24 protein-coding genes are annotated in these 25115 nt (G+C 64.7%); 11 read left to right on the top strand and 13 right to left on the bottom strand.

What is annotated here, in order from left to right:
- Positions 1 to 118: 118 nt before the first annotated feature.
- Complete coding sequence (gene dusA, locus AC3WLX_RS05385; protein ID WP_291618285.1) at positions 119 to 1102, top strand: tRNA dihydrouridine(20/20a) synthase DusA; 984 nt, start codon at positions 119 to 121, stop codon at positions 1100 to 1102.
- A 6-nt stretch (positions 1103 to 1108) separates the two neighbouring features.
- On the opposite strand, the gene AC3WLX_RS05380 is transcribed toward dusA, so the two are convergent.
- The 5 genes from AC3WLX_RS05380 to AC3WLX_RS05360 all read right to left on the bottom strand — a co-directional run bounded on the left by AC3WLX_RS05380 (position 1109) and on the right by AC3WLX_RS05360 (position 6118).
- On the bottom strand, positions 1109 to 1663 hold the full coding sequence (locus AC3WLX_RS05380; protein WP_492334982.1) for a TIGR02281 family clan AA aspartic protease: 555 nt from the start codon (positions 1661 to 1663) through the stop codon (positions 1109 to 1111).
- 28 nt (positions 1664 to 1691) lie between these two features.
- Complete coding sequence (locus tag AC3WLX_RS05375) at positions 1692 to 1895, bottom strand: DUF1289 domain-containing protein (protein WP_291618288.1); 204 nt, start codon at positions 1893 to 1895, stop codon at positions 1692 to 1694.
- A gap of 44 nt (positions 1896 to 1939) precedes the next feature.
- On the bottom strand, positions 1940 to 3535 hold the full coding sequence (locus AC3WLX_RS05370) for a sensor histidine kinase (RefSeq protein ID WP_492334981.1): 1596 nt from the start codon (positions 3533 to 3535) through the stop codon (positions 1940 to 1942).
- 163 nt (positions 3536 to 3698) lie between these two features.
- On the bottom strand, positions 3699 to 5120 hold the full coding sequence (locus tag AC3WLX_RS05365; protein WP_492335923.1) for a sodium:proton antiporter: 1422 nt from the start codon (positions 5118 to 5120) through the stop codon (positions 3699 to 3701).
- Positions 5121 to 5245: 125 nt separating this feature from the next.
- On the bottom strand, positions 5246 to 6118 hold the full coding sequence (locus tag AC3WLX_RS05360; protein WP_492334980.1) for an NAD(P)-dependent oxidoreductase: 873 nt from the start codon (positions 6116 to 6118) through the stop codon (positions 5246 to 5248).
- Positions 6119 to 6301: 183 nt separating this feature from the next.
- Here AC3WLX_RS05360 and AC3WLX_RS05355 point away from each other — a divergent pair, with 183 nt between their 5' ends.
- From AC3WLX_RS05355 to AC3WLX_RS05340, 4 genes are all read left to right on the top strand, one after another.
- A complete protein-coding gene (locus AC3WLX_RS05355; RefSeq protein ID WP_291618294.1) occupies positions 6302 to 6739 on the top strand; it encodes a VOC family protein in 438 nt (145 codons plus the stop codon).
- A 53-nt stretch (positions 6740 to 6792) separates the two neighbouring features.
- The gene (locus AC3WLX_RS05350; protein WP_492334979.1) at positions 6793 to 7929 is read left to right on the top strand and encodes an Mrp/NBP35 family ATP-binding protein; all 1137 of its coding nucleotides are present in this window, start codon (positions 6793 to 6795) and stop codon (positions 7927 to 7929) included.
- 206 nt (positions 7930 to 8135) lie between these two features.
- Entirely contained in the window at positions 8136 to 9224 is a 1089-nt protein-coding gene (locus tag AC3WLX_RS05345) for a TRAP transporter substrate-binding protein (protein ID WP_291618298.1), read from the top strand.
- Between the two features lie 164 nt (positions 9225 to 9388).
- A complete protein-coding gene (locus AC3WLX_RS05340; protein WP_492334978.1) occupies positions 9389 to 10477 on the top strand; it encodes a TRAP transporter substrate-binding protein in 1089 nt (362 codons plus the stop codon).
- Between the two features lie 280 nt (positions 10478 to 10757).
- On the opposite strand, the gene AC3WLX_RS05335 is transcribed toward AC3WLX_RS05340, so the two are convergent.
- The 4 genes from AC3WLX_RS05335 to AC3WLX_RS05320 all read right to left on the bottom strand — a co-directional run bounded on the left by AC3WLX_RS05335 (position 10758) and on the right by AC3WLX_RS05320 (position 15091).
- Complete coding sequence (locus AC3WLX_RS05335) at positions 10758 to 11477, bottom strand: SDR family NAD(P)-dependent oxidoreductase (protein WP_492334977.1); 720 nt, start codon at positions 11475 to 11477, stop codon at positions 10758 to 10760.
- 10 nt (positions 11478 to 11487) lie between these two features.
- On the bottom strand, positions 11488 to 12732 hold the full coding sequence (locus AC3WLX_RS05330; protein WP_492334976.1) for an acyl-CoA dehydrogenase family protein: 1245 nt from the start codon (positions 12730 to 12732) through the stop codon (positions 11488 to 11490).
- Positions 12733 to 12832: 100 nt separating this feature from the next.
- Positions 12833 to 13774 carry a helix-turn-helix domain-containing protein gene (locus tag AC3WLX_RS05325; RefSeq protein WP_492334975.1) on the bottom strand — a complete coding sequence of 314 codons (942 nt, stop codon included), beginning with the start codon at positions 13772 to 13774 and terminating at the stop codon, positions 12833 to 12835.
- Between the two features lie 366 nt (positions 13775 to 14140).
- On the bottom strand, positions 14141 to 15091 hold the full coding sequence (locus AC3WLX_RS05320; protein WP_492335922.1) for a LysR family transcriptional regulator: 951 nt from the start codon (positions 15089 to 15091) through the stop codon (positions 14141 to 14143).
- Positions 15092 to 15185: 94 nt separating this feature from the next.
- Between AC3WLX_RS05320 and AC3WLX_RS05315 the strand changes: the two genes are divergently transcribed.
- The 4 genes from AC3WLX_RS05315 (at position 15186) to AC3WLX_RS05300 (ending at position 18954) form a co-directional block, all read left to right on the top strand.
- Complete coding sequence (locus AC3WLX_RS05315) at positions 15186 to 16202, top strand: NADP-dependent oxidoreductase (protein WP_492335921.1); 1017 nt, start codon at positions 15186 to 15188, stop codon at positions 16200 to 16202.
- A 2-nt stretch (positions 16203 to 16204) separates the two neighbouring features.
- Complete coding sequence (locus tag AC3WLX_RS05310) at positions 16205 to 16621, top strand: hypothetical protein (protein WP_492334974.1); 417 nt, start codon at positions 16205 to 16207, stop codon at positions 16619 to 16621.
- 307 nt (positions 16622 to 16928) lie between these two features.
- Positions 16929 to 17603 carry a response regulator transcription factor gene (locus AC3WLX_RS05305; RefSeq protein ID WP_492334973.1) on the top strand — a complete coding sequence of 225 codons (675 nt, stop codon included), beginning with the start codon at positions 16929 to 16931 and terminating at the stop codon, positions 17601 to 17603.
- Positions 17604 to 17688: 85 nt separating this feature from the next.
- Positions 17689 to 18954, top strand: a complete 1266-nt coding sequence (locus tag AC3WLX_RS05300; RefSeq protein WP_492335920.1) for a sensor histidine kinase — start codon at positions 17689 to 17691, stop codon at positions 18952 to 18954.
- 266 nt (positions 18955 to 19220) lie between these two features.
- Here AC3WLX_RS05300 and AC3WLX_RS05295 read toward each other — a convergent pair whose 3' ends face one another.
- The 4 genes from AC3WLX_RS05295 to AC3WLX_RS05280 form a co-directional block, all read right to left on the bottom strand.
- Positions 19221 to 20876: a TRAP transporter large permease gene (locus tag AC3WLX_RS05295; RefSeq protein ID WP_492334972.1), complete on the bottom strand. Its 1656-nt coding sequence runs from the start codon at positions 20874 to 20876 to the stop codon at positions 19221 to 19223.
- 27 nt (positions 20877 to 20903) lie between these two features.
- Positions 20904 to 21485: a TRAP transporter small permease subunit gene (locus AC3WLX_RS05290; protein WP_492334971.1), complete on the bottom strand. Its 582-nt coding sequence runs from the start codon at positions 21483 to 21485 to the stop codon at positions 20904 to 20906.
- Between the two features lie 169 nt (positions 21486 to 21654).
- A complete protein-coding gene (gene moaA, locus AC3WLX_RS05285) occupies positions 21655 to 22674 on the bottom strand; it encodes a GTP 3',8-cyclase MoaA (protein ID WP_492334970.1) in 1020 nt (339 codons plus the stop codon).
- Positions 22675 to 22936: 262 nt separating this feature from the next.
- Positions 22937 to 23629 (bottom strand): HAD family hydrolase, encoded by a 693-nt coding sequence (locus AC3WLX_RS05280; RefSeq protein WP_492334969.1) that lies wholly within the window; start codon positions 23627 to 23629, stop codon positions 22937 to 22939.
- 164 nt (positions 23630 to 23793) lie between these two features.
- On the opposite strand from AC3WLX_RS05280, the gene rpiA reads away from it, so the two are divergent.
- Together rpiA and AC3WLX_RS05270 are read left to right on the top strand one after the other, a co-directional pair.
- Positions 23794 to 24525, top strand: coding sequence for a ribose-5-phosphate isomerase RpiA (rpiA, locus tag AC3WLX_RS05275; RefSeq protein ID WP_492334968.1), 732 nt, complete (start codon positions 23794 to 23796; stop codon positions 24523 to 24525).
- Positions 24522 to 25070 carry a DUF2059 domain-containing protein gene (locus tag AC3WLX_RS05270; RefSeq protein WP_492334967.1) on the top strand — a complete coding sequence of 183 codons (549 nt, stop codon included), beginning with the start codon at positions 24522 to 24524 and terminating at the stop codon, positions 25068 to 25070. Before rpiA ends, AC3WLX_RS05270 begins: the two co-directional genes overlap by 4 nt.
- The last annotated feature ends 45 nt before the right edge of the window (positions 25071 to 25115 follow it).

The raw sequence follows: 25115 nt of genomic DNA, 5'->3' as shown, positions 1-25115 counted from the left end.
GATATGGCCCGGCAGCTTGTAGCGACGAAAGCGGTCTGGATCCGAAACCGCGAATGCGCCGGGGGAAATTCGGTGGCCCTCCGTTGCATTGAATCGCGGTCTCGGCTAAGTGACTGATATGAAATCAAAATTCAGCGTCGCCCCGATGATGGATTGGACCGACCGGCATTGCCGGGTGTTCCACCGCCACCTGACGCGGCGGGCGTTGCTCTATACTGAGATGCTGACGACCGGCGCCGTCATTCATGGCCACCGGGAACGGCTGCTCGGATTTGATCCATGCGAGCATCCCGTGGCGCTCCAGCTGGGCGGCTCGGATCCGCAGGAGCTGGCACAGGCCGCGCGGATCGGCGAGGCGTTCGGCTATGACGAGATCAATCTCAATGTCGGCTGCCCGTCCGATCGCGTGAAGGACGGCCGCTTTGGTGCCTGCCTCATGGCCGAGCCGGAGCTGGTGGCGAGGTGCGTCGAGGCCATGAAGCGCGCGGTCGCGGTTCCCGTCACGGTGAAGTGCCGGATCGGGATCGACGACCAGGATCCGGAAGTCGCGCTCGATGCGCTCGCCCGCGCGGTCGTGGCTTCAGGCTGCGATGCGCTGATCGTGCATGCGCGCAAGGCCTGGCTCAACGGCCTGTCTCCGAAGGAGAACCGCGACATTCCCCCGCTCGACTATGAGCGCGTCTATCGACTCAAGCGCGCGATGCCTGGCGTGCCCGTCATCATCAACGGAGGTATTCGGAGCATCGACGAGGCAAAGGCGCATCTTGCCCATGTCGACGGCGTGATGCTCGGCCGTGCCGCCTATCAGGAGCCGTGGCGGCTGCTCGGCGTCGATGCCGGCATCTTCGGAGAGGCGCCTCCGCACGCCTCCATGCAGGACGCGCTCGAGGCGATGATGCCCTATATCGAGCAGCAGCTGGCGCGCGGCACGCGGCTGCATTCGATCACGAGGCACTTCGTCGGTGCCTTCCACGCTGTGCCGGGTGCGCGTGCCTTCCGTCGCCATCTTGCCGAGCAGGGGGTCAAGCCGGGGGCCGTTCTCGACGTGCTGCGCGATGCGATCGCGCGTGTCGGTGTTCGCGCGCCGGCCGAGGCGGCGTAGCTTCGTCTAGTCCGCCGCCATCCGGGAGCGGCGCGGACTGCGCTGAAGCTCCGGATATCCTGTCAGCATCAGCGTGTCCGCGCGCACGCCCCAGCTTTCCAGGCGATCGAGGAAGCTCATGCCGAGCAGATTGGTCTTCATCTGACCACGCTGGACGACGAGGGCCGGCACCGACTTCTCGACGAGATGGCCGACGGCGAGACGATCGAGCGTGAGCCGCGCCGCCTTGGTGCGGCCGCCCGCGGTCTCGAGGTCGACATCGTATTCAAGCATCTCGAGCGGGAGCCCGATCGCTTTCGCGGTTTCCCATGTCAGCACCACGGAGGTCGCGCCGGTGTCGATCACCATCGGCGCGGTGACGCCGTTGATCTTCGCGCGCAGTGTAAATTCGCCGCCCTGGCCGCGCGGGATCTGGACGGCCGGCGCCGGGGCGGCGGCCTGCGCACGAAACATGTGCGACACCTTATGGCCGGCCCGCGCGATCTGGTTGGGATCGCCATAGGCGACGACGGCACCCGCCGTGCCGGCGAGCATGACCACAACGAGCAGGAAGCGGATCATAGCGCGCCTCCGAAGGCACACAGGCGGATCAGATGCGTTTCGGCGCTGCCGCAACCGGCGTAAGTCCAGCCTCCGCCATGCGCGCCGGCAAGTGGGCCATGACCGCAAGCCGGTCCGCACTGTCCATGGCGTGCCAGCGGGCGATTTCGGGCAAGGTCCGGCCGCAGCCGAAGCACAGCTTGGTTTTTGGATCGATCATGCAGACGGCGACGCACGGCGTTTCTTTGCTCATTCGGACATAGTGAGGGATCGTCGGACATTTCTGCAAGCATCTCGTTAGGAGCCTGTTCCGGCGCTCATGATCGGCTTTCGTCGGGGCCGGCGCTTCTCCTCCGGCACGACGGAACTCTCCGGCTGGAGCGGCGGAGAATCATCCGACAGCGGTGCGAGCGCGCTCATCACGCGCTCCGGCGGGAATGTGACGATTACCTCGGTGCCGATGCGCAGCTTCGATTTCAGCGTGAACGTACCGCCATGCAGGTCGATGAGATTCTTGGCGATCGGCAGGCCGAGGCCGGCGCCTTGCTCGGCCGATTTGATCGAATTGGAGCCCTGGCCGAACGAAGCGAGCACCACCGGGATCTCGTCCTCCGGGATGCCGGAGCCGGTATCTTTCACCGACAGATATTGCCCGCCCGAGGCGGTCCAGCCGGCCTTGAGCCAGATCTCGCCGCCCTGCGGCGTGAACTTGATCGAGTTGGAGAGCAGATTGAGCACGACCTGGCGGATCGCGCGCTCGTCGGCCCAGAGCCGAGGCATCGCCTGCTCGAACACTTCGTGGATGGTGATGCCGCGGCTCGAGGCACGGAGCTTCATCAAGTGATGGCAATCGGCGACGATGCCGACGAGCGACACGGCTTCCTCATTGAGCTCGTAACGGCCGGCCTCGATCCGCGACAGATCGAGGATCTCGTTGATGAGGTTGAGCAGGTGCACGCCGGAATTGTGGATGTCGGCGGAATATTCCTTGTAGACCGGCACCGCGTGCGCGCCGAAAATCTCGCTCTTCATCACCTCGGAGAAGCCGAGGATAGCGTTCAGCGGCGTGCGGAGTTCGTGGCTCATCTGTGCGAGAAAGCGCGACTTGGCGACGTTGGCGGCTTCGGCGCGGTGGCGCGCTTCGTCCGAGATCGCCTTGGCCTGTTCCAGCTCGCCGATCAGCGCATCCTTCTCGGCCCGCGCTTCCAGCGTGGCGAACGTCGAGGAGTGCAGGCGGTGCGCCAGCAGCACGAAATAGCCTTCGGCCGCGAGCGCGAGCGCGGCCAGGATGTAATTGTCCAGCGAGCCGGTCATCGCAAAGTTCAGCGCCATCGCGACAGCGACCGGCGCGGTGGCGGCAAGGGCTGCGATCGGAAGATTGGCGGCGAGCATGCTCGATACTGCGATGACCAGCAGCATCAGGAACATCATCAGCGTTTCCGTGACCAGGTCGAGCACGGGATGGATCAGGATCGCCATCCAGCACAGGCCATAGAGCAGGTCGAGCACGACGAAGCGGGTCCGCCACGCGCGCGTTGCTGTGGGCGAGGCGGGCTCGCTCAGGAAGCGCCGGCAGCTGCGGATCATCGCCGAATGGATGCAGAGCATGCCGACGGTCCAGGCCGCGGCCGGGATCGGCTGCATCCACAGGCCGAACAGCAGTCCAGTGGCGACGACCAGCAGCATCACGACATAAGAAGCCGACAGCCGCGTCTGGGCGTATTGCCGCAGCATCTCGGCGTCGAAAGCCGGCCGGGTTCCACTGGTCGACGTTAACTTGTCGCGCGCCTCGCGCACCCGCTGCGCCGCAGCCCTACGGCTGCTCGCCGATGGAGCGCTCACCGGCTCGGCCGGAAGCTGCACAACCTCGGGCTTTTCAGCGGGGTTACTCATCAAGCAACACGATTCCTGCCCACGCCGGACGCGGGCCTTCTGCATTGTCTATCTCTGGCAAGAAATCGTTAAGAGCTGACTTAAGGAGCTAAAGAATTACGTTAACCCGGCGTTAATTCCCATCTGGTCCGGCCTTGGTTCCAGGAGCGGAGAAGGTCGCTCTTCATCTGAAGAAGACGAGCGTGACCAATGCGAACACTGGCAGCAGCAGCACCGAGGTCCAGGCCATGTATCCGAAGAAGCCCGGCATTGCGACGCCGCTCCCCCGCGCGATCGCGTACACCATGAAGTTGGGCGCGTTGCCGATGTAGGAGTTTGCGCCCATGAACACAGCGCCTGCGGAAATCGCGGCCAGGGTGAGGGCGCCGTTCGTCATCAGATATTTGGCATCGCCTCCGGCGAGCTCAAAGAAGACCAGATAGGTCGGCGCATTGTCGAGAAACGACGAGAGCACGCCGGTCAACCAGAAATAGGCGGCATTGTTCGGCGTGCCGTCGGCGTTGGTCACCATGTTCACGACGGAGGCAAACGCGCCGGATTTGCCGGCGTTGAGAATCGCGAGCACCGGGATGATGGTGATGAAGATGGCGGCGAACAGCTTCGCCACTTCTGTCATCGGGCCCCAAGAAAATCCGTTTGCTTCGTGGTCCTCCTTCGACGTGACGGCAAGGGATGCGAACACGACCCCGATCATCACGGCATCGCGCAGAAGGTTCTGCAGCTGGAGGTGCGTGCCGAGAACCTCGAATCCGCCGAGGTCGAGCTTGGCACTCAAGAGGATCGCGGCGATGATGACTCCCATCAAAGCGAAGTTGAGGCCGCCGCTGATCCGAAGGGGATTGTCCGGGGTCGGGTCGGGTTTGACCCGGCCTTCCTTGCGATAAAGATAACTATCGATGCAAAAGAACAGGACGAGCAGAATCCAGGCGGCGAACGTGGTGTGAGGGAAAAGGTGCGTCGTCGTCCAGAAGAAGTCCACGCCGCGCAGGAATCCCAGAAACAGCGGCGGATCTCCCAAGGGCGAAAGCGAGCCGCCGATGTTGGATACCAGAAAGATGAAGAAGATGACGACGTGCGCATTGTGCCGACGGTCGTCATTGGCGCGGATCACCGGCCGGATCATGACCATCGACGCGCCGGTCGTGCCGATGACGCTCGCGATCAAGGTGCCCATCGCGAGCAGCGTCGTATTCAGGACCGGCGAGCCGTGAAGATTGCCGCGCACCACGATTCCGCCGGCTACCGTGAACAATGCAAGGAGCAGCAGAATGAAGGGGACGTATTCGAGCAGCGCGGTATGAACGAGCGACTGAATGGTCGGAAGCGGGCCGTACCAGATTGCAAGCGGCAGCACGATCAGGATGGCCCACATCGCGGCAATCTTGCCCTGATGGTGCTCCCAGAAGTGAGGCGCTGCGAGCGGGAATATCGCGATCGACAGCAGCATGCCCGCGAATGGAAGCGCCCATTGCGGGCCGATGCTGGCGCCATCGAGCGATGCGGCGAGCGCCTGTGAAGTTGATGCCAGCGCGATCACGAACGCGACCGGGAGCAGGCGCGCAACAACGAGGATGGCGGCGATCACGTTAGGCAAGGCTTCCCCCCGGAAGTCGATGATTGCTTTGGCTGGCGCTTTACGGAACACCGTCGCGGCGGATGTCGCGACGGTGTTCGAGGTCGGCGACCCCCGGACCGGGCCGCAACAGGGCGTCAGCGCTGCAGACGCGCGAGCAGGCTCGACGTATCCCAGCGCTTGCCGCCCATCTTTTCGACCTCTGAGTAGAACTGGTCGACCAGCGCGGTCACCGGCAGGTTGGCGCCGTTGCGACGGGCTTCGGCGAGCGCGATCGAGAGGTCCTTGCGCATCCATTCGACCGCGAAGCCGAAGTCGTACTTGCCCTCGTTCATGGTCTTGTAGCGGTTCTCCATCTGCCAGGACTGCGCGGCTCCCTTCGAAATGGTCTCGATCACCGCGGCGACGTCCAGGCCGCTCTTCTTGGCGAAGTGGATCCCCTCGGAGAGGCCCTGCACCAGACCGGCGATGCAGATCTGGTTGACCATCTTCGTCAGCTGGCCGCTTCCGGCGGGCCCGAGCAGTTTGCACATCCGCGCGTAGGCGCCCGTGATGATCGGCTCGGCGCCGGCATAGGCATCCTGTGCGCCGCCGCACATCACCGTCAGCACGCCGTTCTCGGCGCCGGCCTGGCCGCCGGACACCGGCGCGTCGACGAATTTGAAGCCGGCCTTGGTGGCGGCCGCGTCCAGCTCACGTGCGACCTCGGCGGAAGCGGTGGTGTGGTCGACGAAGGTCGCACCCTTCGTCATGCCGGCGAAGGCGCCGTCGGGCCCGATCGTGACCGCGCGCAGGTCGTTGTCGTTGCCGACGCAGCACATCACGAAATCCTGCCCCTCGGCGGCCGCCTTCGGCGTCGGGGCGGTCTTGCCGCCGAACTTGTCCGCCCATTCCTTCGCCTTGGCCGCAGTGCGGTTGTAGACGGTGACCTCATGGCCCCCCTTCTTCACGAGGTGTCCGGCCATGGGGAAGCCCATCACGCCGAGGCCGAGGAAAGCGACTTTAGCCATTGTGATACCTTGTCCGTAGCTTGGGTTTTACGGTTCTTGCCAGGCGAGGGGCGCCTGGGTTCCGCGGTGAGGGCGGATTGGAGGCGCACCATAAACCCTTGAGGCCGGAGGGCAACGGCTTCGTTTGGCCGCCCCCTGTGCTAGGATGGCGGACCCAAAAACTTCAAAAATGGGAGCGAGAGCATGGGCGGCGTGAGCGTGGGCGTCCTCGATCATTTCAACATCCGGACCCGGAAGCTGACCGAGACCGTCCGCTTCTACGAGGATGTCTTGGGGCTGGAGAAAGGTGCACGGCCGAACTTCGCCTTCCCGGGGGCCTGGATGTACAGCGAGGGCAAGCCCGTCGTGCACCTCGTCGATATTTCCGCGACCGCCGAGCCACAAAAGCCGGATTCCGGCGTTGTCCACCATGTTGCCTTCGTCAGCCGCGGTTTTGACGGCATGAAGCAGCGGCTGGCATCCAAGGGGATGACGTTTGACGCCCGCCAGGTGCCCGGCGGCGATCTTTGGCAGATCTTCGTCCACGACCCCAACGGGGTCATGATCGAGCTGAATTACGAGGCCGCCCGGGAGCAGGGGGCGGCGCCTGCCGAGAGGGCTGACGATGTCGGCAGGCAGTAGCCTTTTGGTCGTTTCCGCTCTAATGGGGCATCCTCAACTCCAGGAGATGCGCTTTGAGCGTGACGCAGCAACAGGTCCTCGACAGCCTCGATAGGGTCAAGTCGCCCCGAGGGGTGTCGCTTGCCCAAGCCAATGTGCTGAGCGCGATCAGCGCCTCGGACGGCAAGGTGTTCTTCTCGATCAATGTCGATGCCGCAGAGGCGAGGGCCTGGGAATCCGTCCGGGCCGAAGCGGAGGCCGCCGTGCGCGCCATTCCCGGGGTCACCACCGTCATGGTGGCGCTGACCGCCGAGCGCAAGCCGGGCGCCGCTCCGCCGCCACCCCCGCAGCCGAGCCGCGGCACTCCCGGCGTTCAGCCGGCCCATGCCCACAAGCCGCCGCAGGGCGGTGGCTCGCCGATGGCCCGGCAATCGGAGATTCCGGGCGTTGCCGCCGTGATCGCGGTGGCCTCCGGCAAGGGCGGCGTCGGCAAGTCGACCACGGCGCTCAATCTGGCGCTCGGCCTGCGCGACCTCGGCCTCAAGGTCGGGCTGCTCGATGCCGATATCTACGGTCCCTCGGTGCCGCGCCTGACGGGGCTGCGCGACAAGCCCGAGTTGAACGACGAGCGCAAGATGATTCCGCTTCGGCGTTTCGGCCTCGCCATCATGTCGATCGGCTTCCTGGTCGAGGAGGAGACCGCGATGATCTGGCGCGGCCCGATGGTGATGTCGGCCGTGACACAGATGCTACGCGACGTCGAATGGGGCAAGCTCGACGTGCTGGTGGTCGACATGCCGCCGGGCACCGGCGATGCCCAGCTCACGCTGGCGCAGAACGTGCCACTCAAGGGCGCCGTGATCGTCTCCACCCCGCAGGACCTGTCCCTGATCGATGCGCGGCGAGGGCTTGCCATGTTCAGGAAGGTCAACGTGCCCGTGCTCGGCATCGTCGAGAACATGAGCTACTTCCAGTGCCCGCATTGCGGGACCAAGTCGGACATTTTCGGCCATGGCGGGGCCCGGCACGAGGCCGAGAAGCTCGGGGTGCCGTTCCTGGGCGAGATCCCCCTGCACATGGCGATTCGCGCCACCTCGGACGCCGGCAATCCTGTCGTCGACAGCGAGCCGGACGGCCCGCATGCGGCGATCTACCGCGCCATCGCCGGCCAGGTCCGGGACCAGCTCGAGGGTGTCATCGCCGCCGCCTGAACGTGGCCGCCGCGGCGGGCCCCGGGGCATGCGACTTTCGTAGACCCCCGTCATGCCTTTGTCGCGTTCCGCAAGCCGGGCTTCCGTGGTAAAGGCCCCCCGCAGTCAAGCCCCTTCGGTTCGACGCGGTCCTGACGCGTCGCCGGAACGAGCGGCGGCAAGAAGAGAAGTCAAGGGGAAACGCCCCAGCAAGGAGAGACCTGAAGATGAAGCGTCGTGATTTTCTCAAAGTGTCGGCAGCAGGCGCGGCGGCCACCGCAGTGGCCTCGCCGGCGATCGCGCAATCCTCGCCCGAGGTGAAGTGGCGCCTGACTTCGAGCTTCCCGAAGTCGCTCGACACCATCTATGGCGGTGCCGAGCAGGTTGCGAAGTACGTCGCCGAGATGACCGACAACAAGTTCCAGATCCAGGTGTTCGCCGGTGGCGAAATCGTCCCGGGCCTCCAGGCGCTCGATGCGACCTCGAACGGCACGGTCGATATGTGCCACACCGTGTCCTACTACTACGTCGGCAAGGACCCGACCTTCGCGATCTTCGCCTCGGTGCCGTTCGGCCTCAACGCGCGCCAGCAGAATTCGTGGCTCTACCAGGGCGGCGGCAACGAGCTCGCCAACGAGTTCTTCAAGAAGTCGAACGTGATCGGCTTCCCCTGCGGCAACACCGGCACCCAGATGGGCGGCTGGTTCCGCAAGGAGATCAAGACCGTTGCCGACCTGTCCGGTCTCAAGATGCGCATCGGCGGCATCGCCGGCCAGGTGCTGCAGAAGGTCGGCGTGGTGCCGCAGCAGCTCGCCGGCGGCGACATCTATCCGGCGCTGGAGAAGGGCACCATCGACGCCGCCGAATGGGTTGGCCCCTACGATGACGAGAAGCTCGGCTTCGCCAAGGTCGCCAAGTACTACTACTATCCGGGCTTCTGGGAGGGCGGTCCGACCGTCCACGCCTTCGCCAACCTGGAAAAGTTCAACGCGCTGCCGAAGAACTACCAGGCCATCCTCACCAACGCGACCGCCCATGCCAACACCTGGATGGCCGCGCGCTACGACATGCAGAACCCGGCGGCGCTGAAGCGCCTGGTCGCCGGCGGCACCCAGCTCCGTCCCTTCACCAACGAAGTGCTGGAAGCCTGCCTCAAGTCGACCAACGAGCTGTGGGCCGAGATCTCGGCCAAGAACGCCGACTTCAAGAAGTCGATCGACGCCATGCAGGCCTACCGCTCCGACGAATATCTGTGGTGGCAGGTCGCCGAGTATACCTACGACACCTTCATGATCCGCTCGCGCACCCGCGGCTGATCTGCGGCTCGAGTTCTAAGACCGGTAGCCCGGCCTCCCCAGGAGGCCGGGCTTTTTCTTTGCCGCGATGCGATCGGGGTGGCATTCCGCCCGACGATGTTCCATGCTTGCGCCCAAGCCTCGGCAAGAAGGCTGACAATCACCATCCATCAGGGCAGGAAATCATGAAGAGAAGAGACTTCATCAAGGTCACAGGGCTTGGTGCGGCCGGTGCCGCCACGCTCGCGGCTCCCGCGATCGCGCAGTCGATGCCGGACATCAAATGGCGCATGCCGACGAGTTGGCCGAAATCACTCGACACGCTGTTCGGCGGTGCCGACGTGATGTGCAAGATGGTCGCCGAGGCGACCGACAATAAATTCCAGATCCAGATCTTCGCCGCGGGCGAGATCGTGCCGGGCCTGCAGGTGCTCGACGCCGTGCAGAACGGCACCTGCGAGATCGGCCACACCGCCTCCTATTATTATTTCGGCAAGGACCCGACCTTCACCTTCGGCTCGGCCGTGCCGTTCGGTCCCAACATGCGCATCAACCAGGCCTGGTACATGCAGGGCGGCGGTCGCGACGTGCTCAACGAGTTCTACAAGAGCTACAACGTCGTCTCGCTGCTCGCGGGCAATACCGGCTGCCAGATGGGCGGCTGGTTCAGGAAAGAGGTCAACACGCCCGACGATCTCAAGGGCCTGAAGATCCGCATCGGCGGCTTCGCCGGCCGCGTGCTCCAGAAGCTCGGCGCGGTGCCGCAGCAGCTCGCCGGCGGCGACATCTATCCGGCGCTGGAGAAGGGCACCATCGACGCCGCCGAATGGGTCGGGCCCTACGACGACGAGAAGCTCGGCTTCTACAAGATCGCGCCGCATTACTACTATCCAGGCTGGTGGGAAGGCGGGCCGATGCTGATGGCCTTCGTCAACCTCGACAAGTGGAACGCGCTGCCGAAATATTACCAGAGCGTGCTGGAGCAGGCCGGCCACTACGCCAACAACTACATGATGGCGCGCTATGACGCCGCCAATCCGCTGGCGCTGAAGAAGCTGATTGCAGGCGGCGCCAAGCTGCACGCTTTCTCGCCCCCGATCATGGACGCTTGCTACAAGGCGGCCAAGGAGCTGCATGCCGAAGTCGCGGCGACCAATCCCAACTTCAAGAAGGTCCACGACTCCCTCGCCAAGTTCACCAGCGACGGCTACTCCTGGTTCCAGGTGGCCGAGGTCGGTTACGACATCTTCATGGCGCGGCGCTCGCAGAGCTGATCGCAGCACGATCGGACGCAGCGCCCCGGAGCGACGGCTCCGGGGCGTTGTCGTTGCGGCATTTCGAAGGGCATCAAGCAAAAATTCGAAAACAACCCCATGCACAGTAGGCGGGGGTAGCAATATCAATGACTTGGCTGCGTGACATGGAGCGACTGCGGAATCGACGAATTTTTTCCGTCGCGTCGGGCAAAACAGTGGTAGACATGTATCATCGCCTAATCCGAAATCGTACTCCTGGCCTCAGCCCTCCGACGTGCGAGTGTCTCTCCCGGTACGATCAGATGCGGTGGTGGCCGGCGGCTTGCCCTCCATCAACATGGAGGATCTCGCCGGTCACAAAGTTTGCTCCGTCGAGATAGAGTACCGCATCGACGATGTCGGTGATCTCTCCCATGCGGCCTACAGGATGGAGGCCGGCCAATGCTTGATGCGCCTCGGGCGGATGCATCGGCGTCTTGATGATCCCCGGGGAGACAGCGTTGACGCGAACACCGGTGCTCGCGTACTCGATCGCGAGGCTCCGCGTGGCCGCGTTCAAGCCTCCTTTCGTGAGGGATGCCAGGGCAGCCGGCACGCTGTTCATCGGCTGGTCGACGAGGCTGGTCGTGATCGTAATGACGTGGCCGCGCTTTTGCTTGCCCATGACGTCGAGCGCCCGCTGGGTCATGTGAAAGAAGCCGGACACGTTCGTCGCCACGTAGGCCTCGTAGTCGGCTTGCGTGTAGGCGGTGAATGGCTTTGCCATGAACATGCCGGCATTGTTGACGAGCGTATCGACACGGCCGAATCGCTCCAGCGCCGCACTGAACACGCGCTGCGCCGTTCGGGGGTCGCCGACGTCGCCAGGCACCGTCAGGATTTCGGCATCATCGCTTGGCTTGATCGACCGCGAGGTCGCGACGACCCCATAATCTCGCCGCCGGAAGGCCTCGACGATCCCGGCACCGATGCCCTGAGATGCCCCCGTCACGACCGCTACTTTCCGCTCTGTGCTCATGACCTGCCCCTCAAGTTGCGCCGCTTGCCGCAAGTGGATCGTAGTTGCCCTGCCGCAACATCATGTGCAGCTGGCGCCGCCTGACGCCCATATTGCCACCGTCGAAGATGGGCAGCGCCAACGCATCGTTCAGGAGGCGGGCAAACGGTGCTTCATGATCGTAGCTGTCGACGCCAACGACGCGCATGAGGTCGGTGATGACGCGCACCGCGGCCTCCGATCCATAGATCTTCGCCTCGATCGCAAGCTCATCCGCGCCCGGCGACTGGGTATCGATGGCATGACAGGCGCGCCAACTCAGATAGCGCGCCGCCTCGATCGTGGTCTTGGCATCGGCCAGCGCATATCCGACCGCCTGATGTTCGATGATCGGGTGAACACCGCCGCGCTTCTCGGTCTGCGCAAAATGAAGTGCGAATTCGAAAGCCGCGCGCATCAAGGCGACGCCGAAGATGCCGACGAGCGCCGCCGTTCCCGTGAAGGCGGCCGCCGACAGCGCGAGCCCCGCCCCCTCCTGGCCCAGAAGATTGTTGTGTGGCGCCAGGACATCCTGCAGGCCGAACTGCGGCACGAGATGCGCGCGATGGCCGATCGTGTCGATCGCGCGTTCGAACGTCAGTCCCTTGGCTGGTCCTTCGACGGCAATGATGGAGATCGCTTCGCTCGGAGGCGCCACGGCATTGGTTCGGCACACCACGCACAGGATATCCGCGCCGTTGCGATTCCAGCCCGTGGCCGAGGATACCCATTTCTTGCGGCCGTTGATCACCCAGACATCACCCTCCCGCCTGGCATTGGTGCGGACACCTTCGCCGGGTGGAGGCGAGCCGGAATTGGCGCTGCCGCCCGGCTCGCTGGAGCAAAAGCCGGCGAGCGGCGCGCCGCGCGTCTTCAGGAACGGCACCAGCAGGCGCTGGCATTGATCGGGCGTGCCGCCGAGCAGGATGGGCAGCAGGCCGAGCACGGTGCCGAGCATCGTGAGCGTCACGCTGGCGTTCACGCTATAGAATTCCTCGGCCAGGATCGCCATGTCGATCAGGCCTTCATTCTCGCCGCCGGCCGGTGCAGGGATGCACTTGCGCAGGAAGCCAGCGGCGACCATGGCTTCGTAAGTGGGCTTGGTTGCAAGAAAACGCTCTTCCGGAGTTGCCAGCAGTTCGGCTCGCCAGACCTCGCTGAGCACCTCTTTGGCGAACTTGCGCGAACTCCTCTGAAGGTCCCGCTGTTGCGTCGTGAGCGTGAAATCGATCGCCATTGCGATGTCCTCTGATGTCAGCCGTGGGGCATGGCTATCCCGGCATCAGAGGAAAATCTTGGACGGCAGCGTCCGATTTCTTGGCGTGGAGTGAACCGGATCAGTCAGCATGCAGGGCCGCACGTCGGAACTCGCGCGGAGCCGATCCGTGACGGCGCTTGAACAGCCGGTTGAAATGGGAGATGTCGCGGAAACCCGAGGCAAAGGCGATTTCGGCGATGGTCCTGTCGGAGGACTTCGGATCAAGCAGCCGGCGCGTGCAGGCTGCGATGCGCCGATCGTTGACGTGTTCGCTGACGGGACGGTCCGTCGTGGCGAACAGGCGGTGGACGTAGCGCTCGGAACAACGGAACGTCGCAGCAAGCGCCGCCGCGCCGAGTTCGGGATCATCGCTGTGGCGCTCGATATGGTCGATCATCATCGATAATAGCACCGGGATGTGCACGCGATCGGCAGACAAATCGGCGAGCACACCAGGCGCATGCGCGATCAGATCAACCACATGCGCACCGATCAGAGACGAGGTCAGGGAACGCTGATGGTCTGTCAGGCAGATTTCGGCATAGCCGGCGAGTGTCTTGGAGAGCGCCCGACCGGCTTCCGTGCGTGACAAATTGAGCCGCGGGCGATCGAGCAACCCGTTCGGCAGCAGCCGTCGCGGTACGGCGAAGCAGAAGAGCTTGAAGTCATGGGAGTTGGCGATCTCGAACGGCTCCGTCGTATCCGCCACCGCCAGGTCGCCGGGTGCGCAGGCCTGCTCGTGGTCCCGCTGTGTCGTACGCCCAAACCCTTCGAGCTGGAGATTGACGAAGCACAGATCCTCGGTGCTGCAGGCAATGTGCGATGCAAGACGAAGCACCGTGTGACGCGTCGCCGTCACCAGCGACACCTGGATCGGAGCAGCGTCTGCCCTGGAAATTGTGCCTTCAAACGGCTGGTCGACAATCCGGCGCGGCTCAAGACGGACAAAGGCCGCGGCAAGGTCGTCTGCCCAGCTCCCAAAGGGTTGATCCGCACGTTGCGGCCTGGTGGACCATTCCATGAGCACCCCGAACTGGCTGCGTCTGCAAGAGGGCACCGGCAGGAAATGATATCGCTGGCCTTATGCGGGGTCAAATTCGGCTGACGGCGTCCGTTCTTCAGACGGCTGGGGCGACAGGTGCCGGATCGAGCCGCGAGGCTCTAGCTGTCCCTGAGCAAGATGCTGGGGGGAGGGAGAGCATAGGCGCTCACAGCTTCGCTGCAAACGACGGAGTATCGAGGTGCTTTGCCGGCAACCGGCTTCTCGCTTTACGAATGGCGGCCTGGACGGGAGCCGCCGTTCAGACCTTCGCCAACGAGCGATGTTGATTGGATCGCTCCCCGCCGACACGCGCACGTGGGAGGTTCGACAAGTTCAAGCCGCTGACTATTGATTGCCGCCGTTGGCAAGCGTTCCTCTCAGAACAGCAGGCGCTTGCGCGTGCTTTGCCAGCGCCGAGACGAATGTCCGGACGGCAGGGTTCGTCCGACGGCTCTCCGGCCAAAGAGCGGTGAGCGCGTTGCGATCGACGGCATGGGCCGTCAGCACCGGCGTCAACTCGCCGCGCGCAACATGCCCCGCGGCAGCGAAGCTGGCCGCCATGCCGATGCCGCCGCCCGCTGCCACTGCTGCAATCACCGCATCGCTCGCGTCAACGACGATGGCCGAAGCGGGCACGATCTCGATCTCCCGCTCGTTGATGCGGAAGGGCCAACGGAACAGCTGCCCGCTGCTCTGATACCGCAGGTTCACGGTGTCATGATCTGCCAGCTCGTCCGGATGGTGTGGTGTACCTCGTGTGGCGAGGTAAGCGGGAGAAGCATAGGCACAAAGCCGTAATGGCGCGAGGCGGCGGGACAGCAGCCGTGAATCCGCCAGCTCGCCAATACGGACCGCAACGTCGATCCCCTCTTCGACCAGGTCCACATGGCGATCGTCGAGCCGCAAGTCGATCGTGACGGCGGGGTACTGACTGCGAAAGGTGGGCAGCATCGGTGCGATAAGGTGCAGGCCGACCGGGAAGGAGGCGGCGATGCGCAGGATTCCCGCCGGCTCGGCCCGCGTACGCGCCGCCGCCTGTTCGATCTCTTCCGCGTCGCGAAGCAGGCGCAGGGCACGCTCATGCAGATCGCGTCCCTCGGAGGTGAGCGCCAGCGAGCGCGTGGTGCGGGTGAACAAGGCTATCCCGAGCTGGTGCTCCAGGCGTTGAACGCTCTTGCTGACCGCCGATGGCGTGATCCCGAGCGCACGCGCCGCAGCCGCATAGCTGCCGAGCGAGCCCGCTCGCGCGAAAGCAATCAGGCCAGTGAGGCGGTCCAAGGACATTCGTTCCTTCATGGCACTACTGAAGCGAGTTGCCGCGGCATTATCAAGTCTGCTGTCACGCGCTAGCTCCTCGGCCATGACGACGATAGCCCGCGGAGACGAGATGATGAGCAAGTTGATGAAGGCGGTCCGGCTGCATGCGTTCGGCGGGCCGGAGGTGCTGATGTATGAAGATGCGCCGAAGCCCTCCATTGCGTCGGGCGAGGTGCTGGTGCGTGTCCACGCGGCCAGCCTCAATCCGCCCGATCTGTATCTGCGCGACGGCTACCGTGCCCTGCCGCCCGAATGGCGTCCCGACCCGGTGTTCCCGCTCATCATCGGCACGGACGTGTCGGGCACGGTCGAAGCAGTCGCGGATGACGTCACCGGCTTCGCTCCGGGAGATGCCGTATTCTCGATGGTGCGCTTCCCCGCGGATTTAATGAAGGGCAGTGGCGCCTATGCGGAGTTCGTGGCCGTCGCGGCGTCCGAGCTGGCGCATAAGCCCGTTGCGGTCGATCATGCGCAGGCGGCCGGCGCCCCGATGTCGCTGCTGACCGCCTGGCAGTTCCTGATCGAGGTCGGACACGACGCGCCCAACCCGTTTCAGCCATACCCGCACCAGCCGGTGCCGCTCGCCGGCAAGACGGTGGTGGTGAATGGCGCCGGCGGCGGTGTTGGCCACCTCCTTGTCCAGCTCGCGAAATGGCAGGGTGCGCGCGTCATCGCCGTGGCCTCGGCCAAGAACGAGGCGTTGATGCAGCAGCTGAGGGTAGATCAGTTCATAGATTATACCAGGCAAGCGGCTGATGAGGTGGTTCGTGATGCAGACCTTGTGGTCGACGCTGTCGGCGGCGCGAACATGGAGCGCTTCCTGCGCATCCTGAAGCCGGGCGGCGCGCTGTTCCTGGTCAACCCGCTTGGCTTTGCCGGTCACGAGCAGGCGCGCGAGCAAGGTATTGTCGTTTCATCGACCCAGGTTCGCTCCAATGGCCCTCAGCTCGCGGAAGCTGGGCGACTGCTTGGGGATGGCACAGTGCGTGTCGTGTTGGACAGCAGCTATCCGTTGGAAGCGGCATCGCGCGCGCACGAGCGCGCCATGCAAGGCAGCATCCAGGGCAAAATCGTCCTGACGGTTCGCTGAGCGTGACCGGGAAATTGCCGCAGGGCAGCCTCGCCTGGTTCGACATGGTCGGTGAGGAGATCGTCAAGGCTGCAGCCCAACTCGCGCTTCCCCGAGGCCTGCGCATGTCGATCATCGAGCGATACATTGACGGCGCAGAGTTCGAAAACGGGTTTTGCCAAGGTCTACGCGTCGATGTTGACGACGGGGCCGTTGCCTGCCGAACGGGCGTCGGTGCGGACGAAACAGCGGACGTCGTGATTGAGGTTACCGGTCCAACCGCGCGACGGCTCAACCTGCTGTTCAGCGCCGATCCGATCTATCGCCGGACGCTGGCCGAGGCTGTTGCCCGAGGCCAGTTGCGGGTCAACGGCGATCTGGGGACGCTCGCACCCATCTTGGACATGGCCCATGACGGAATCGTCAGGCGCACGATCTGAGCTGTTGCTGCCCACCGCCGGCTACAGTCCTGATCACACTCGGCATCGCGCACGAGTCGGAAGAACGGTCCCGTTCGGCGAACCACCTCCCACGGTGAGCCGGATACATCCGCTTTGGAGCGGAGTTGGTAAGGCCTTGTGGTCGCATTGAAGGTCGGCTGTGGGCCGGCGTCTGCCTGACGCGAAGCTGACAGCGCGGTGCAGGGAGTCACAAGCGTTTTTCGCTGGCCGAGGCGCCCGGAATGCTGGAAAACAGCGCAGGTGCGGCGCGAGCCGTGCGGTAATCCCGGACATCCGGCAGGATTTGATGCGCCTTCTGATCGTCGAGGACAATGTCGAGCTGTCGCGTCTCGTTGCGGGCGGGCTGGCTGCGGCCGGCTATGAGAGCGACATCGTGGGCAGCGCCGCCGAGGCGCGCGAGGCCGTGAGCAGCGTCAGCTATGCCGCGATGATCCTCGACCTGGGCCTTCCTGATGGCGACGGCCTGTCGGTGCTGCGCGAGCTGCGGTTCGAGATGGCGCCGCTGCCGGTGCTGGTGCTGACGGCGCGCGGCGGCCTGCGGGACCGCGTCACGGGTCTGCGCAGCGGCGCCGACGACTATCTGGCTAAACCGTTCGCTATGGAGGAGTTGGTGGCGCGGCTCGAAGCCATCCTGCGCCGGCCGGGCCAACTGCTCGGCCGCTCGCTATGCCTTGCCAATCTCGTCTACGACACCGAGAGCCGCCAGATCTTCGTCGACGACCAGCCGCGGACGATCTCCGCGCGCGAGACCTCGGTGCTGGAGATCCTGCTGCGCCGGCAGGGACGGGTGGTGCCGAAGAAACACGTCGAGGACCATATCTTCGGGCTCGAGGGCGAGGTCGCCTCCAACGCGGTCGAGGTCTACGTCTCGCGGCTGCGCAAGCAGCTGGCCGAGCACGGGGCCAAGGTGGTGATCCACACCATCCGCGGGGTCGGCTATCTCGTGGCCGAGGAAAAATAGCGTGGCTCTCGGCCGGCATGCCGGATCATTCGCGTTCAAATCGCTGATCTGGCGAATCGTCTTCCTGCACATCGTCGCGGTCGCGATGGTCGCGATCGTTCTGCCCCTGGTGCTGTTCTGGCTGCTCGATTCCGAGATCGAGCAGTTGCACCGCGACGGCATGCGCGCCCAGGCCGAGGTGCTGGCGGAGCGGATCGTCGCTCTTCCGGACGGCTCGCTGACGTTCAACCTGCCGGACAGCCTCAAGGGGCTCTATTCGGAGGCTTACGGCCGCTATCAATACGACATTCGCGATGACGACGGCCGGTTGCTGTTTTCCTCGCACCGGCGGCCCGGGGCCGTGGCACGCCGGCCGTCCGAAACCATCTCCGGCGCCGGCGTCACACGGGATGTTGCCGGCAAGACGCTGCGCATCCAGGTCGCCGAGGACCTGTCGCACCGCGACGTCATCATCGACGACATCGTCTCGAACTTCTTCCGGAGGGTGGGGTGGATCACCATCCCGATCCTCCTGGTCCTGCTTGCCACCGACATCATTATCTTCCGCCGCGCCATTGCGCCGCTGTGGAGGGCCTCGCAGGAGGCCAGCAATATCGGCCCGGCGCGCACCGACATAAGGCTGCCGACGGCCCAGATCCCGCGCGAGATCATGCCGCTGGTCACCGCCGTGAACCAGGCGCTGGACCGTCTCGAGGGAGGTTTTCGCGTGCAGCGGCAGTTCACCGCGGACGCCGCGCATCAGCTGCGCACGCCGCTCGCGATCCTGCGCACCCGGATCGAGACGCTGAACGACGGCGTGGCCCGGCAGGCGCTGCTGGCCGACATCGAAGCCATGAGCCGCATCGTAGCCCAGTTGCTGGAGATCGCCGAGCTCGATACGCTGGTGCTCGATCCCGGCGACACCGCGGATTTGCGCGCCGTTTGCGCCGAGGTGGTCGGTGCGATCGCGCCGCTTGCGATCGCGCAGCACAAGGAGATCGCATTGAAGGGCACTGACGCGCCGGTCCTGATCCACGGCAATTCGGAGATGCTCCAGCGCGCGATCTTCAACCTCGCCGAAAACGCCATCAAGTTCACGGCCAGCAACACGTCCGTGGATGTCGAGGTGGATGCTGACGGCTCGGTTCGCGTGCGTGACCACGGCCCGGGCATCGCGGAGGCCGAGCGCGAGCTCATCTTCCAACGCTTCTGGCGCGCCGACCGCCGGCGCAGCGACGGCGCGGGGTTGGGGCTGTCGATCGTGCGCGCGGTGGCGGACGATCACGCGGCGACGGTGGCGGTAGCAAATCTCCCCGGCGGCGGCGCGGAGTTCACGCTGCGATTCAGGTTGGCGGACAGCAGCATCCACTGACCCTCCCCTGAAGGGAGCGATCGCATATGGGAGCGATTTCGCGTGTGGCCATCCTTCGAGACGCCCGCCGTTGGCGGGCCCTCAGGACGAGGACGGCGTGCGCGGCAGCGGTTTCAGCGGACACCGGTGCCACCCAGCCTCACCCTGAGGAGACGCGCAGCGGTCGTCTCGAAGGGCGAGGCATGCGCCCAGGCTCCACCAAGAATTGATATGCAATAGCCCTGCCCTAGAAGGGCAGGGCTAAGAGCGCGATTGCGCTCGCGGCGCTACTTCTGCGGTGGGCCGAGATCCAGCGGCGGCAGGTCGAACTGCGGCACCTCGATCTTGATCGTAGAGGGATCGATGTTGGTCTGGACGCCCTTGTAGTGCATCACCATCGCGGGGAACGCGATCACCAGGCCCACCATGATGACCTGGATGACGACGAACGGCACCGCACCCCAATAGATCTGGCCGGTGGTGACGGGGTCCATCCGCTTGCCGGTGACGCGATCGGTGTAGCGTTCCTTCGGCGCCACCGAGCGGAGATAGAACAGCGCGAAGCCGAACGGCGGGTGCATGAACGAGGTCTGCATGTTGACGCCGAGAATGACGCCGAACCAGATCAGGTCGATGCCGAGCTTCTCGGCGGCCGGCCCCAGCAGCGGGATCACGATGAAGGCCAGCTCGAAGAAGTCGAGGAAGAAGGCCAGGATGAACACGAGCACGTTGACGAAGATCAGGAAGCCGACCTGGCCGCCGGGCAGCGACGTCAGCAGGTGCTCGACCCAGACGTGCCCGTTGACGCCATAGAAGGTGAGCGAAAAGATCCGGGCGCCGACCAGGATGAAGATCACGAAAGCCGACAGCTTGGCGGTCGATTCCGTGGCCTGACGGATCAAGTCCCAGGTCAGGCGCCGCTTCACGGCGCCCAGGATGAGGGCGCCGGCGGCACCCATGGCGCCGCCTTCGGTCGGGGTCGCGATGCCGATGAAGATCGTGCCCAGCACCAGGAAGATCAGGAACAGCGGCGGCACCATGACGAAGGTGGTCTGCTGCGCCATTTTCGAGAGGAAACGGAAGCCGGTCAGCTTGTCGATGACCCAGTTCAGCACCGCGACGGCGAAGGCGAAGACGATGCCGTAGAACATGCTGAGCACCACGTAGTCTGCGCCGTGCACGCTCGAATTGCGCATCATGAACCAACCGAACACGCAGCTGGCGAGGAACAGCATGCCGAGCGACACCAGGCCGCGGTCGCCGTTCTCCTCGCGGAAGCCGATGGCGTCCTTCGGCAGGCCCGGCGTGGCCGCGGGGAAGATCATGCTGACGAGGAAGGCGTAGCCGGCATAGAGGGCGGCGAGCACGAGGCCCGGGATGAAGGCGCCTTCGTACATGTCGCCGACGGACTTGCCGAGCTGGTCGGCCATCACGATCAGGACGAGCGAGGGCGGAATGATTTGCGCCAGCGTTCCGGACGCGGCGATGACGCCGGCGGCGACGCGGCGGTCATAGCCATAGCGCAGCATGATCGGCAGCGAGATCAGGCCCATCGAGATCACGGACGCCGCGACCACGCCGGTCGTCGCAGCGAGCAGTGCGCCGACGAAGATCACGGCATAGGCGAGGCCACCACGGATGGTGCCGAACAGCTGGCCGATGGTGTCGAGCAGGTCCTCGGCCATGCCCGACCGCTCCAGCACCAATCCCATGAAGGTGAAGAAGGGAATTGCGAGCAGGGTGTCGTTGTTCATCACGCCGTAGACGCGCTCCGGCAGGGCCTGGAGGAAGTCGGGGTGGAACTGGCCGAGCTCGACGCCGATGATGGCGAAGAACAGGCCGACGGCGCCGAGCGAGAATGCTGCGGGGTAGCCGAGCAGCAGCATGACGACCAGCGACACGAACATGATGGGCGCCATATTGGCGATGATGAATGCGGTCATGGATTCCCCCTACACCGTCGCCAACGGCTACTTCTTCTCGATCGCTTCGACGAGATGCTCGACTTCCGCCTCGAGCGCCGACACCTGCGATTCGTGCGGGTCCGGTATCAAGCCGCGCATCACGGCAATCCGCTTGATCAGCTCGGAGATGCCTTGCACCAGCAGGAAGGCAAACCCGATCATGATCAGGGCCTTGGCGGGCCATTGCGGCAGGCCGCCGGCATTGCCGGATTGCTCGTTGATCTCGAAGGAGCGCAGGAAGAACGGCACTCCTGTGACGATCATGACGATGCAGATCGGAGCGAGGAAGAACACGTGACCGACCACGTCGATGACGTTGCGCGCCTTCTTCGACATCGCGTTGCTCACGATGTCGATGCGGATGTGCTCATTGTCGAGCAGCGTCCATGGCGCACAGAGCAGGAAGACGATGCTGAACAGCACCCATTGCAGTTCGAGCCACGAATTGGACGAGGTGTCGAACGTCTTGCGGATGATCGCGTTGACCGCCGAAATGATCACGGCGAGCAGGATCAGCCACGCAATGCGTTTGCCGGTCCAGCGCGTGAACGCGTCGATCCTGCTGCTCAACTTAAGGAGCGCTTGCAACGATAGGTCCTCCCCCGATTGTGCCCCGGCCGTCTTGACTGCGCCGAGTTGGCGCGTGGCTTGTCTCGCCGCGCAGGCATGAGGCAGCCGCACCAAACCAGCGGGCGTGCCGTCAGTCAATCGGAAGTTTGTTGATAGTTAAGGGGAATAAGGCCGAAGCTGTGGGGAGTTAGCCGCCGGTGACGCTCATGTGCCTGGAGACGCTGGGACGGTCGTGGCGGCGGTCGATGATGAAATCGTGCCCCTTGGGCTTCAGCCCGATGGCGCGGTCGATCGCATCCGCAAGCAATTGATCGTCGCTGGATGCACGCAGAGGTTTACGCAAATCGGAGGCATCCTCGTGGCCGAGGCAGGTGTGCAGCGTGCCGGTGCAGGTGATCCGAACCCGGTTGCAGGATTCGCAGAAATTGTGGGTCATCGGCGTGATGAAGCCGAGCTTGCCGCCGGTCTCGGCGACGCTGACATAGCGCGCCGGCCCGCCGGTGCTCTCGGCCAGATCCGTCAGCGTGAATTGCTGGGCGAGGCGGGCGCGCACCAGGGACAGCGGCAGATACTGGTCGATCCGGCCCGACCCGATCTCGCCCATCGGCATCACCTCGATCAGCGTCAGGCCCATGTTCTTGCCGTGGGCCCAGCGCATCAGTTCGGGCAGCTCGTCCTCGTTGAGGTTCTTGAGGGCGACGGCGTTGATCTTCACGGCAAGGCCGGCGGCGCGTGCGGCCTCGATGCCTTCCAGCACCTTGTCGATCTCGCCCCAGCGGGTGATCTCGCGAAATTTTCCTGGGTCGAGCGTGTCGAGCGAGACGTTGATGCGGCGGATACCGCAATCGGCGAGCTCCCGGGCGTGCTTGGCCAGCTGGGTGCCGTTGGTGGTCAGCGTCAGCTCGCTCAAGGCGCCGCTCGCAAGATGCCGCGACAGCGATCGCACCAGACCCATGACGTTGCGGCGGACCAGGGGCTCGCCGCCGGTCAGCCGCAGCTTCTTCACGCCCTTGGCGATGAAGGCCGTGCACAGCCGGTCGAGCTCCTCCAGCGTCAGCAGGTCTGCCTTGGGCAGGAACGTCATGTCTTCGGACATGCAGTAGAAGCAGCGCAGGTCGCATCGGTCGGTGACCGAGACACGCAAATAGCTGATGGTCCGCCCGAACGGATCGGTCATCGGGGTCGACAATGCGGCGGATCCGTTCATGCGCGAGGCCTTGTCACTTGTGCGACGGGCGCACCTTTGCTTCAGCGGTGCGTTCGACGCAATCTAAGCATCGGACGCGGCAAGGACAATCGGGTGGTATCAGCGGGGGGCCTCTGCGCGGGATGCAGCGTCGGCGCGTTCGCTCTGCTTGCCCGCTGGTTCCGCGCAGCGCCGGCGAACGCTGGCTTCGAGGTGGGGCAGGCCGTCGTCTGTGAAACAACCCGTAGGATGCCGGGCGTAGCTGCTGAAAACTATAGTTCTATCAACCGCTTGTCGTAACTTTTGCCGTCATCAGGCTGCTGACGGCCTCCGGCAGGTCGCGCATGTGGTGGATCAGGCGGTCCGGCTTCAGCTCGGCGATCGGCACGTCGGTGTAGCCGAAGCTGACCCCGATCACGGGCACCCCGGCGCGCCGGGCGACCCCGACGTCGGTTCCCGCATCGCCGACCATGATACTGGCCTTCACGTCTCCGCCGGCACGCGCCACGGTCTCGCGAAAGATCGTCGGATCGGGCTTCTGGACGCCAAACGTGTCGGCGCCGCAGATCGCGGCAAAGCGGCGGGTGAGGTCGAGCTGGTCCAGCAATCGCTTGGATAGCCATTCCAGCTTGTTGGTGCAGACCGCGAGGCGATGGCCCTGGGCGGCAAACTGGTCCAGTGCGGTCTCAAGTCCCTCGAAGGGGCGGGATTCGACCGCGATATGGTCGGCGTAATAGGTGATGAAATCCGCCGTCATCCGATCCATATCGGCGGGGGTGACGGTGCGGCCCTCGGCCTCCAGCCCGCGCTCGATCAGCTTGCGGGCGCCGGCGCCGATCATGTTGCGGGCCGAGGCCATCGGCACCGGCGGCAGGCCTTCGCGGTCAAGCACGTAATTAAGGGCGGTGATCAGGTCGGGCGCCGTATCCACGAGCGTGCCGTCGAGATCGAAGACGAGGGTGTAGAGCGAGGTCATGGCCCCAGCGCTATCGGGCCGTCCGGACCGACGCAAGGCCCGGCGTCATAAGTTCACCTTATAAGGGCGACGCAAAGGCCTGTTCCCGCGGGAAAAACGAGGCTACATAGGCCGCCGCAACCGGCTGTGCCGGCGGCACTCTCGATCCGGAGGCGGGCGCAGACGTGAACATGGACCAGTTGAAGCGGCAGGCTGCGGCGCGCGCGCTGGAAGAGGTGCGCGACGGCATGCAGCTCGGGCTCGGCACGGGCTCGACCGCGAAGCATTTCGTCGAGCTGCTCGGCGAGCGGGTCGCCGCCGGGCTCAAGGTGATCGGCGTGCCGACCTCCGAGGCGACGCGGGCCGATGCTGAGCGCTGCGGCGTGCCGCTGACGACGCTCGACGAGATCGACCATCTCGACCTCACCGTGGACGGCGCCGACGAGATCGACCCCGAGCTCAATCTGATCAAGGGCGGCGGCGGGGCGCTGCTGCGCGAGAAGATCGTGGCGGCCGCCTCGGATCGCATGATCGTGATTGCCGACGACAGCAAATGGGTGCCGGCGCTCGGCAAGTTTCCGCTGCCGATCGAGGTGGTCCCGTTCGGGCTTGGCGCGACGCGCCGCGCGATCGAGAAGGCGTTTGCCGAATGCGGCGTTTCCGGGCAAATGGCGGTCCGCAAGGCCAAAGGCGGGGACAAGGACGGCCACGTTTTCGTCACCGATGGCGGCCACTGGATCGTCGATGCCCAGCTCGGACGTATTGTGGATCCCCCTGGTCTTGCCAAGGCGTTGAGCGCCATCCCGGGGGTGGTCGAGCATGGCTTGTTCATCGGCTTGGCCGGCTCCGCCGTTCTGGCGGGCGGCGACGGAATTCGCGTGATTGAACGGCGCAAGCCGAAAGGAGACCTGGAATGAAGACGATGTTGAAATTCGTGCCGGCTGCGACCCTCGCAGTGGGACTGGCCCTCTCGGCCGCGCCGGCCATGGCGCAGCAGCCGGCGCCGGCCCCCAAGGCCGCCGCAGCACCGGCCCAGCCGAAGGCCTCGCCGGCGGCGATTGCGGCCGCCAGGGAGATCTTGCAGATCAAGAACGCCACGGCGATGTACGCCGGCGCCGTGCCCGGCCTCGTCGAAAAGACCAAGATCGCGCTGATCCAGCAGAACCTGAACTACCAGAAAGACCTCAACGAGGTCGCCCCGATCGTCGCCCAGCAGCTCAACGGGCGCCAGAACGAGATCGGCGAAGGCATGGCGCAGATCTATGCCAGCGAGTTCACCGAGCAGGAGTTGAAGGACCTCGTCACCTTCTACAAGTCGCCGCTGGGCAAGAAGCTGATCGACGCCGAGCCGCGCGCCATCGGGCTGAGCATGGCCTTCATGAACTCCTGGGCCCAGAACTTCGCCGAGACCGTGATGGGGACGTTCCGCGCCGAGATGCGCAAGCGTGGCAAGGAGATCTGAGCGCACCTATCTGAAAGGTCGTTCTTGAAAGAGGTCGGAGTGGAC

Source organism: Bradyrhizobium sp. FW305-F6 (assembly GCF_058782905.1).
Note: the sequence above shows the minus strand (reverse complement) of the source record. Positions and strands in the feature narration are given on the sequence as shown.

Bases quoted from the DNA above. Each gene is read 5' to 3' on its own strand.
- AC3WLX_RS05305 (WP_492334973.1), top strand. From the start codon at position 16,929: ATGCGCCTTCTGATCGTCGAGGACAATGTCGAGCTGTCGCGTCTCGTT.
- moaA (WP_492334970.1), bottom strand. From the start codon at position 22,674: ATGAACGGATCCGCCGCATTGTCGACCCCGATGACCGATCCGTTCGGG.
- AC3WLX_RS05270 (WP_492334967.1), top strand. From the start codon at position 24,522: ATGAAGACGATGTTGAAATTCGTGCCGGCTGCGACCCTCGCAGTGGGA.
- AC3WLX_RS05330 (WP_492334976.1), bottom strand. From the start codon at position 12,732: ATGGCGATCGATTTCACGCTCACGACGCAACAGCGGGACCTTCAGAGG.
- AC3WLX_RS05335 (WP_492334977.1), bottom strand. From the start codon at position 11,477: ATGAGCACAGAGCGGAAAGTAGCGGTCGTGACGGGGGCATCTCAGGGC.
- AC3WLX_RS05360 (WP_492334980.1), bottom strand. From the start codon at position 6,118: ATGGCTAAAGTCGCTTTCCTCGGCCTCGGCGTGATGGGCTTCCCCATG.
- AC3WLX_RS05295 (WP_492334972.1), bottom strand. From the start codon at position 20,876: ATGACCGCATTCATCATCGCCAATATGGCGCCCATCATGTTCGTGTCG.
- AC3WLX_RS05340 (WP_492334978.1), top strand. From the start codon at position 9,389: ATGAAGAGAAGAGACTTCATCAAGGTCACAGGGCTTGGTGCGGCCGGT.
- AC3WLX_RS05380 (WP_492334982.1), bottom strand. From the start codon at position 1,663: ATGATCCGCTTCCTGCTCGTTGTGGTCATGCTCGCCGGCACGGCGGGT.
- AC3WLX_RS05345 (WP_291618298.1), top strand. From the start codon at position 8,136: ATGAAGCGTCGTGATTTTCTCAAAGTGTCGGCAGCAGGCGCGGCGGCC.
- AC3WLX_RS05370 (WP_492334981.1), bottom strand. From the start codon at position 3,535: ATGAGTAACCCCGCTGAAAAGCCCGAGGTTGTGCAGCTTCCGGCCGAG.
- dusA (WP_291618285.1), top strand. From the start codon at position 119: ATGAAATCAAAATTCAGCGTCGCCCCGATGATGGATTGGACCGACCGG.
- AC3WLX_RS05315 (WP_492335921.1), top strand. From the start codon at position 15,186: ATGAGCAAGTTGATGAAGGCGGTCCGGCTGCATGCGTTCGGCGGGCCG.
- AC3WLX_RS05375 (WP_291618288.1), bottom strand. From the start codon at position 1,895: ATGAGCAAAGAAACGCCGTGCGTCGCCGTCTGCATGATCGATCCAAAA.
- AC3WLX_RS05320 (WP_492335922.1), bottom strand. From the start codon at position 15,091: ATGAAGGAACGAATGTCCTTGGACCGCCTCACTGGCCTGATTGCTTTC.
- AC3WLX_RS05325 (WP_492334975.1), bottom strand. From the start codon at position 13,774: ATGGAATGGTCCACCAGGCCGCAACGTGCGGATCAACCCTTTGGGAGC.
- AC3WLX_RS05300 (WP_492335920.1), top strand. From the start codon at position 17,689: ATGGTCGCGATCGTTCTGCCCCTGGTGCTGTTCTGGCTGCTCGATTCC.
- AC3WLX_RS05355 (WP_291618294.1), top strand. From the start codon at position 6,302: ATGGGCGGCGTGAGCGTGGGCGTCCTCGATCATTTCAACATCCGGACC.
- AC3WLX_RS05280 (WP_492334969.1), bottom strand. From the start codon at position 23,629: ATGACCTCGCTCTACACCCTCGTCTTCGATCTCGACGGCACGCTCGTG.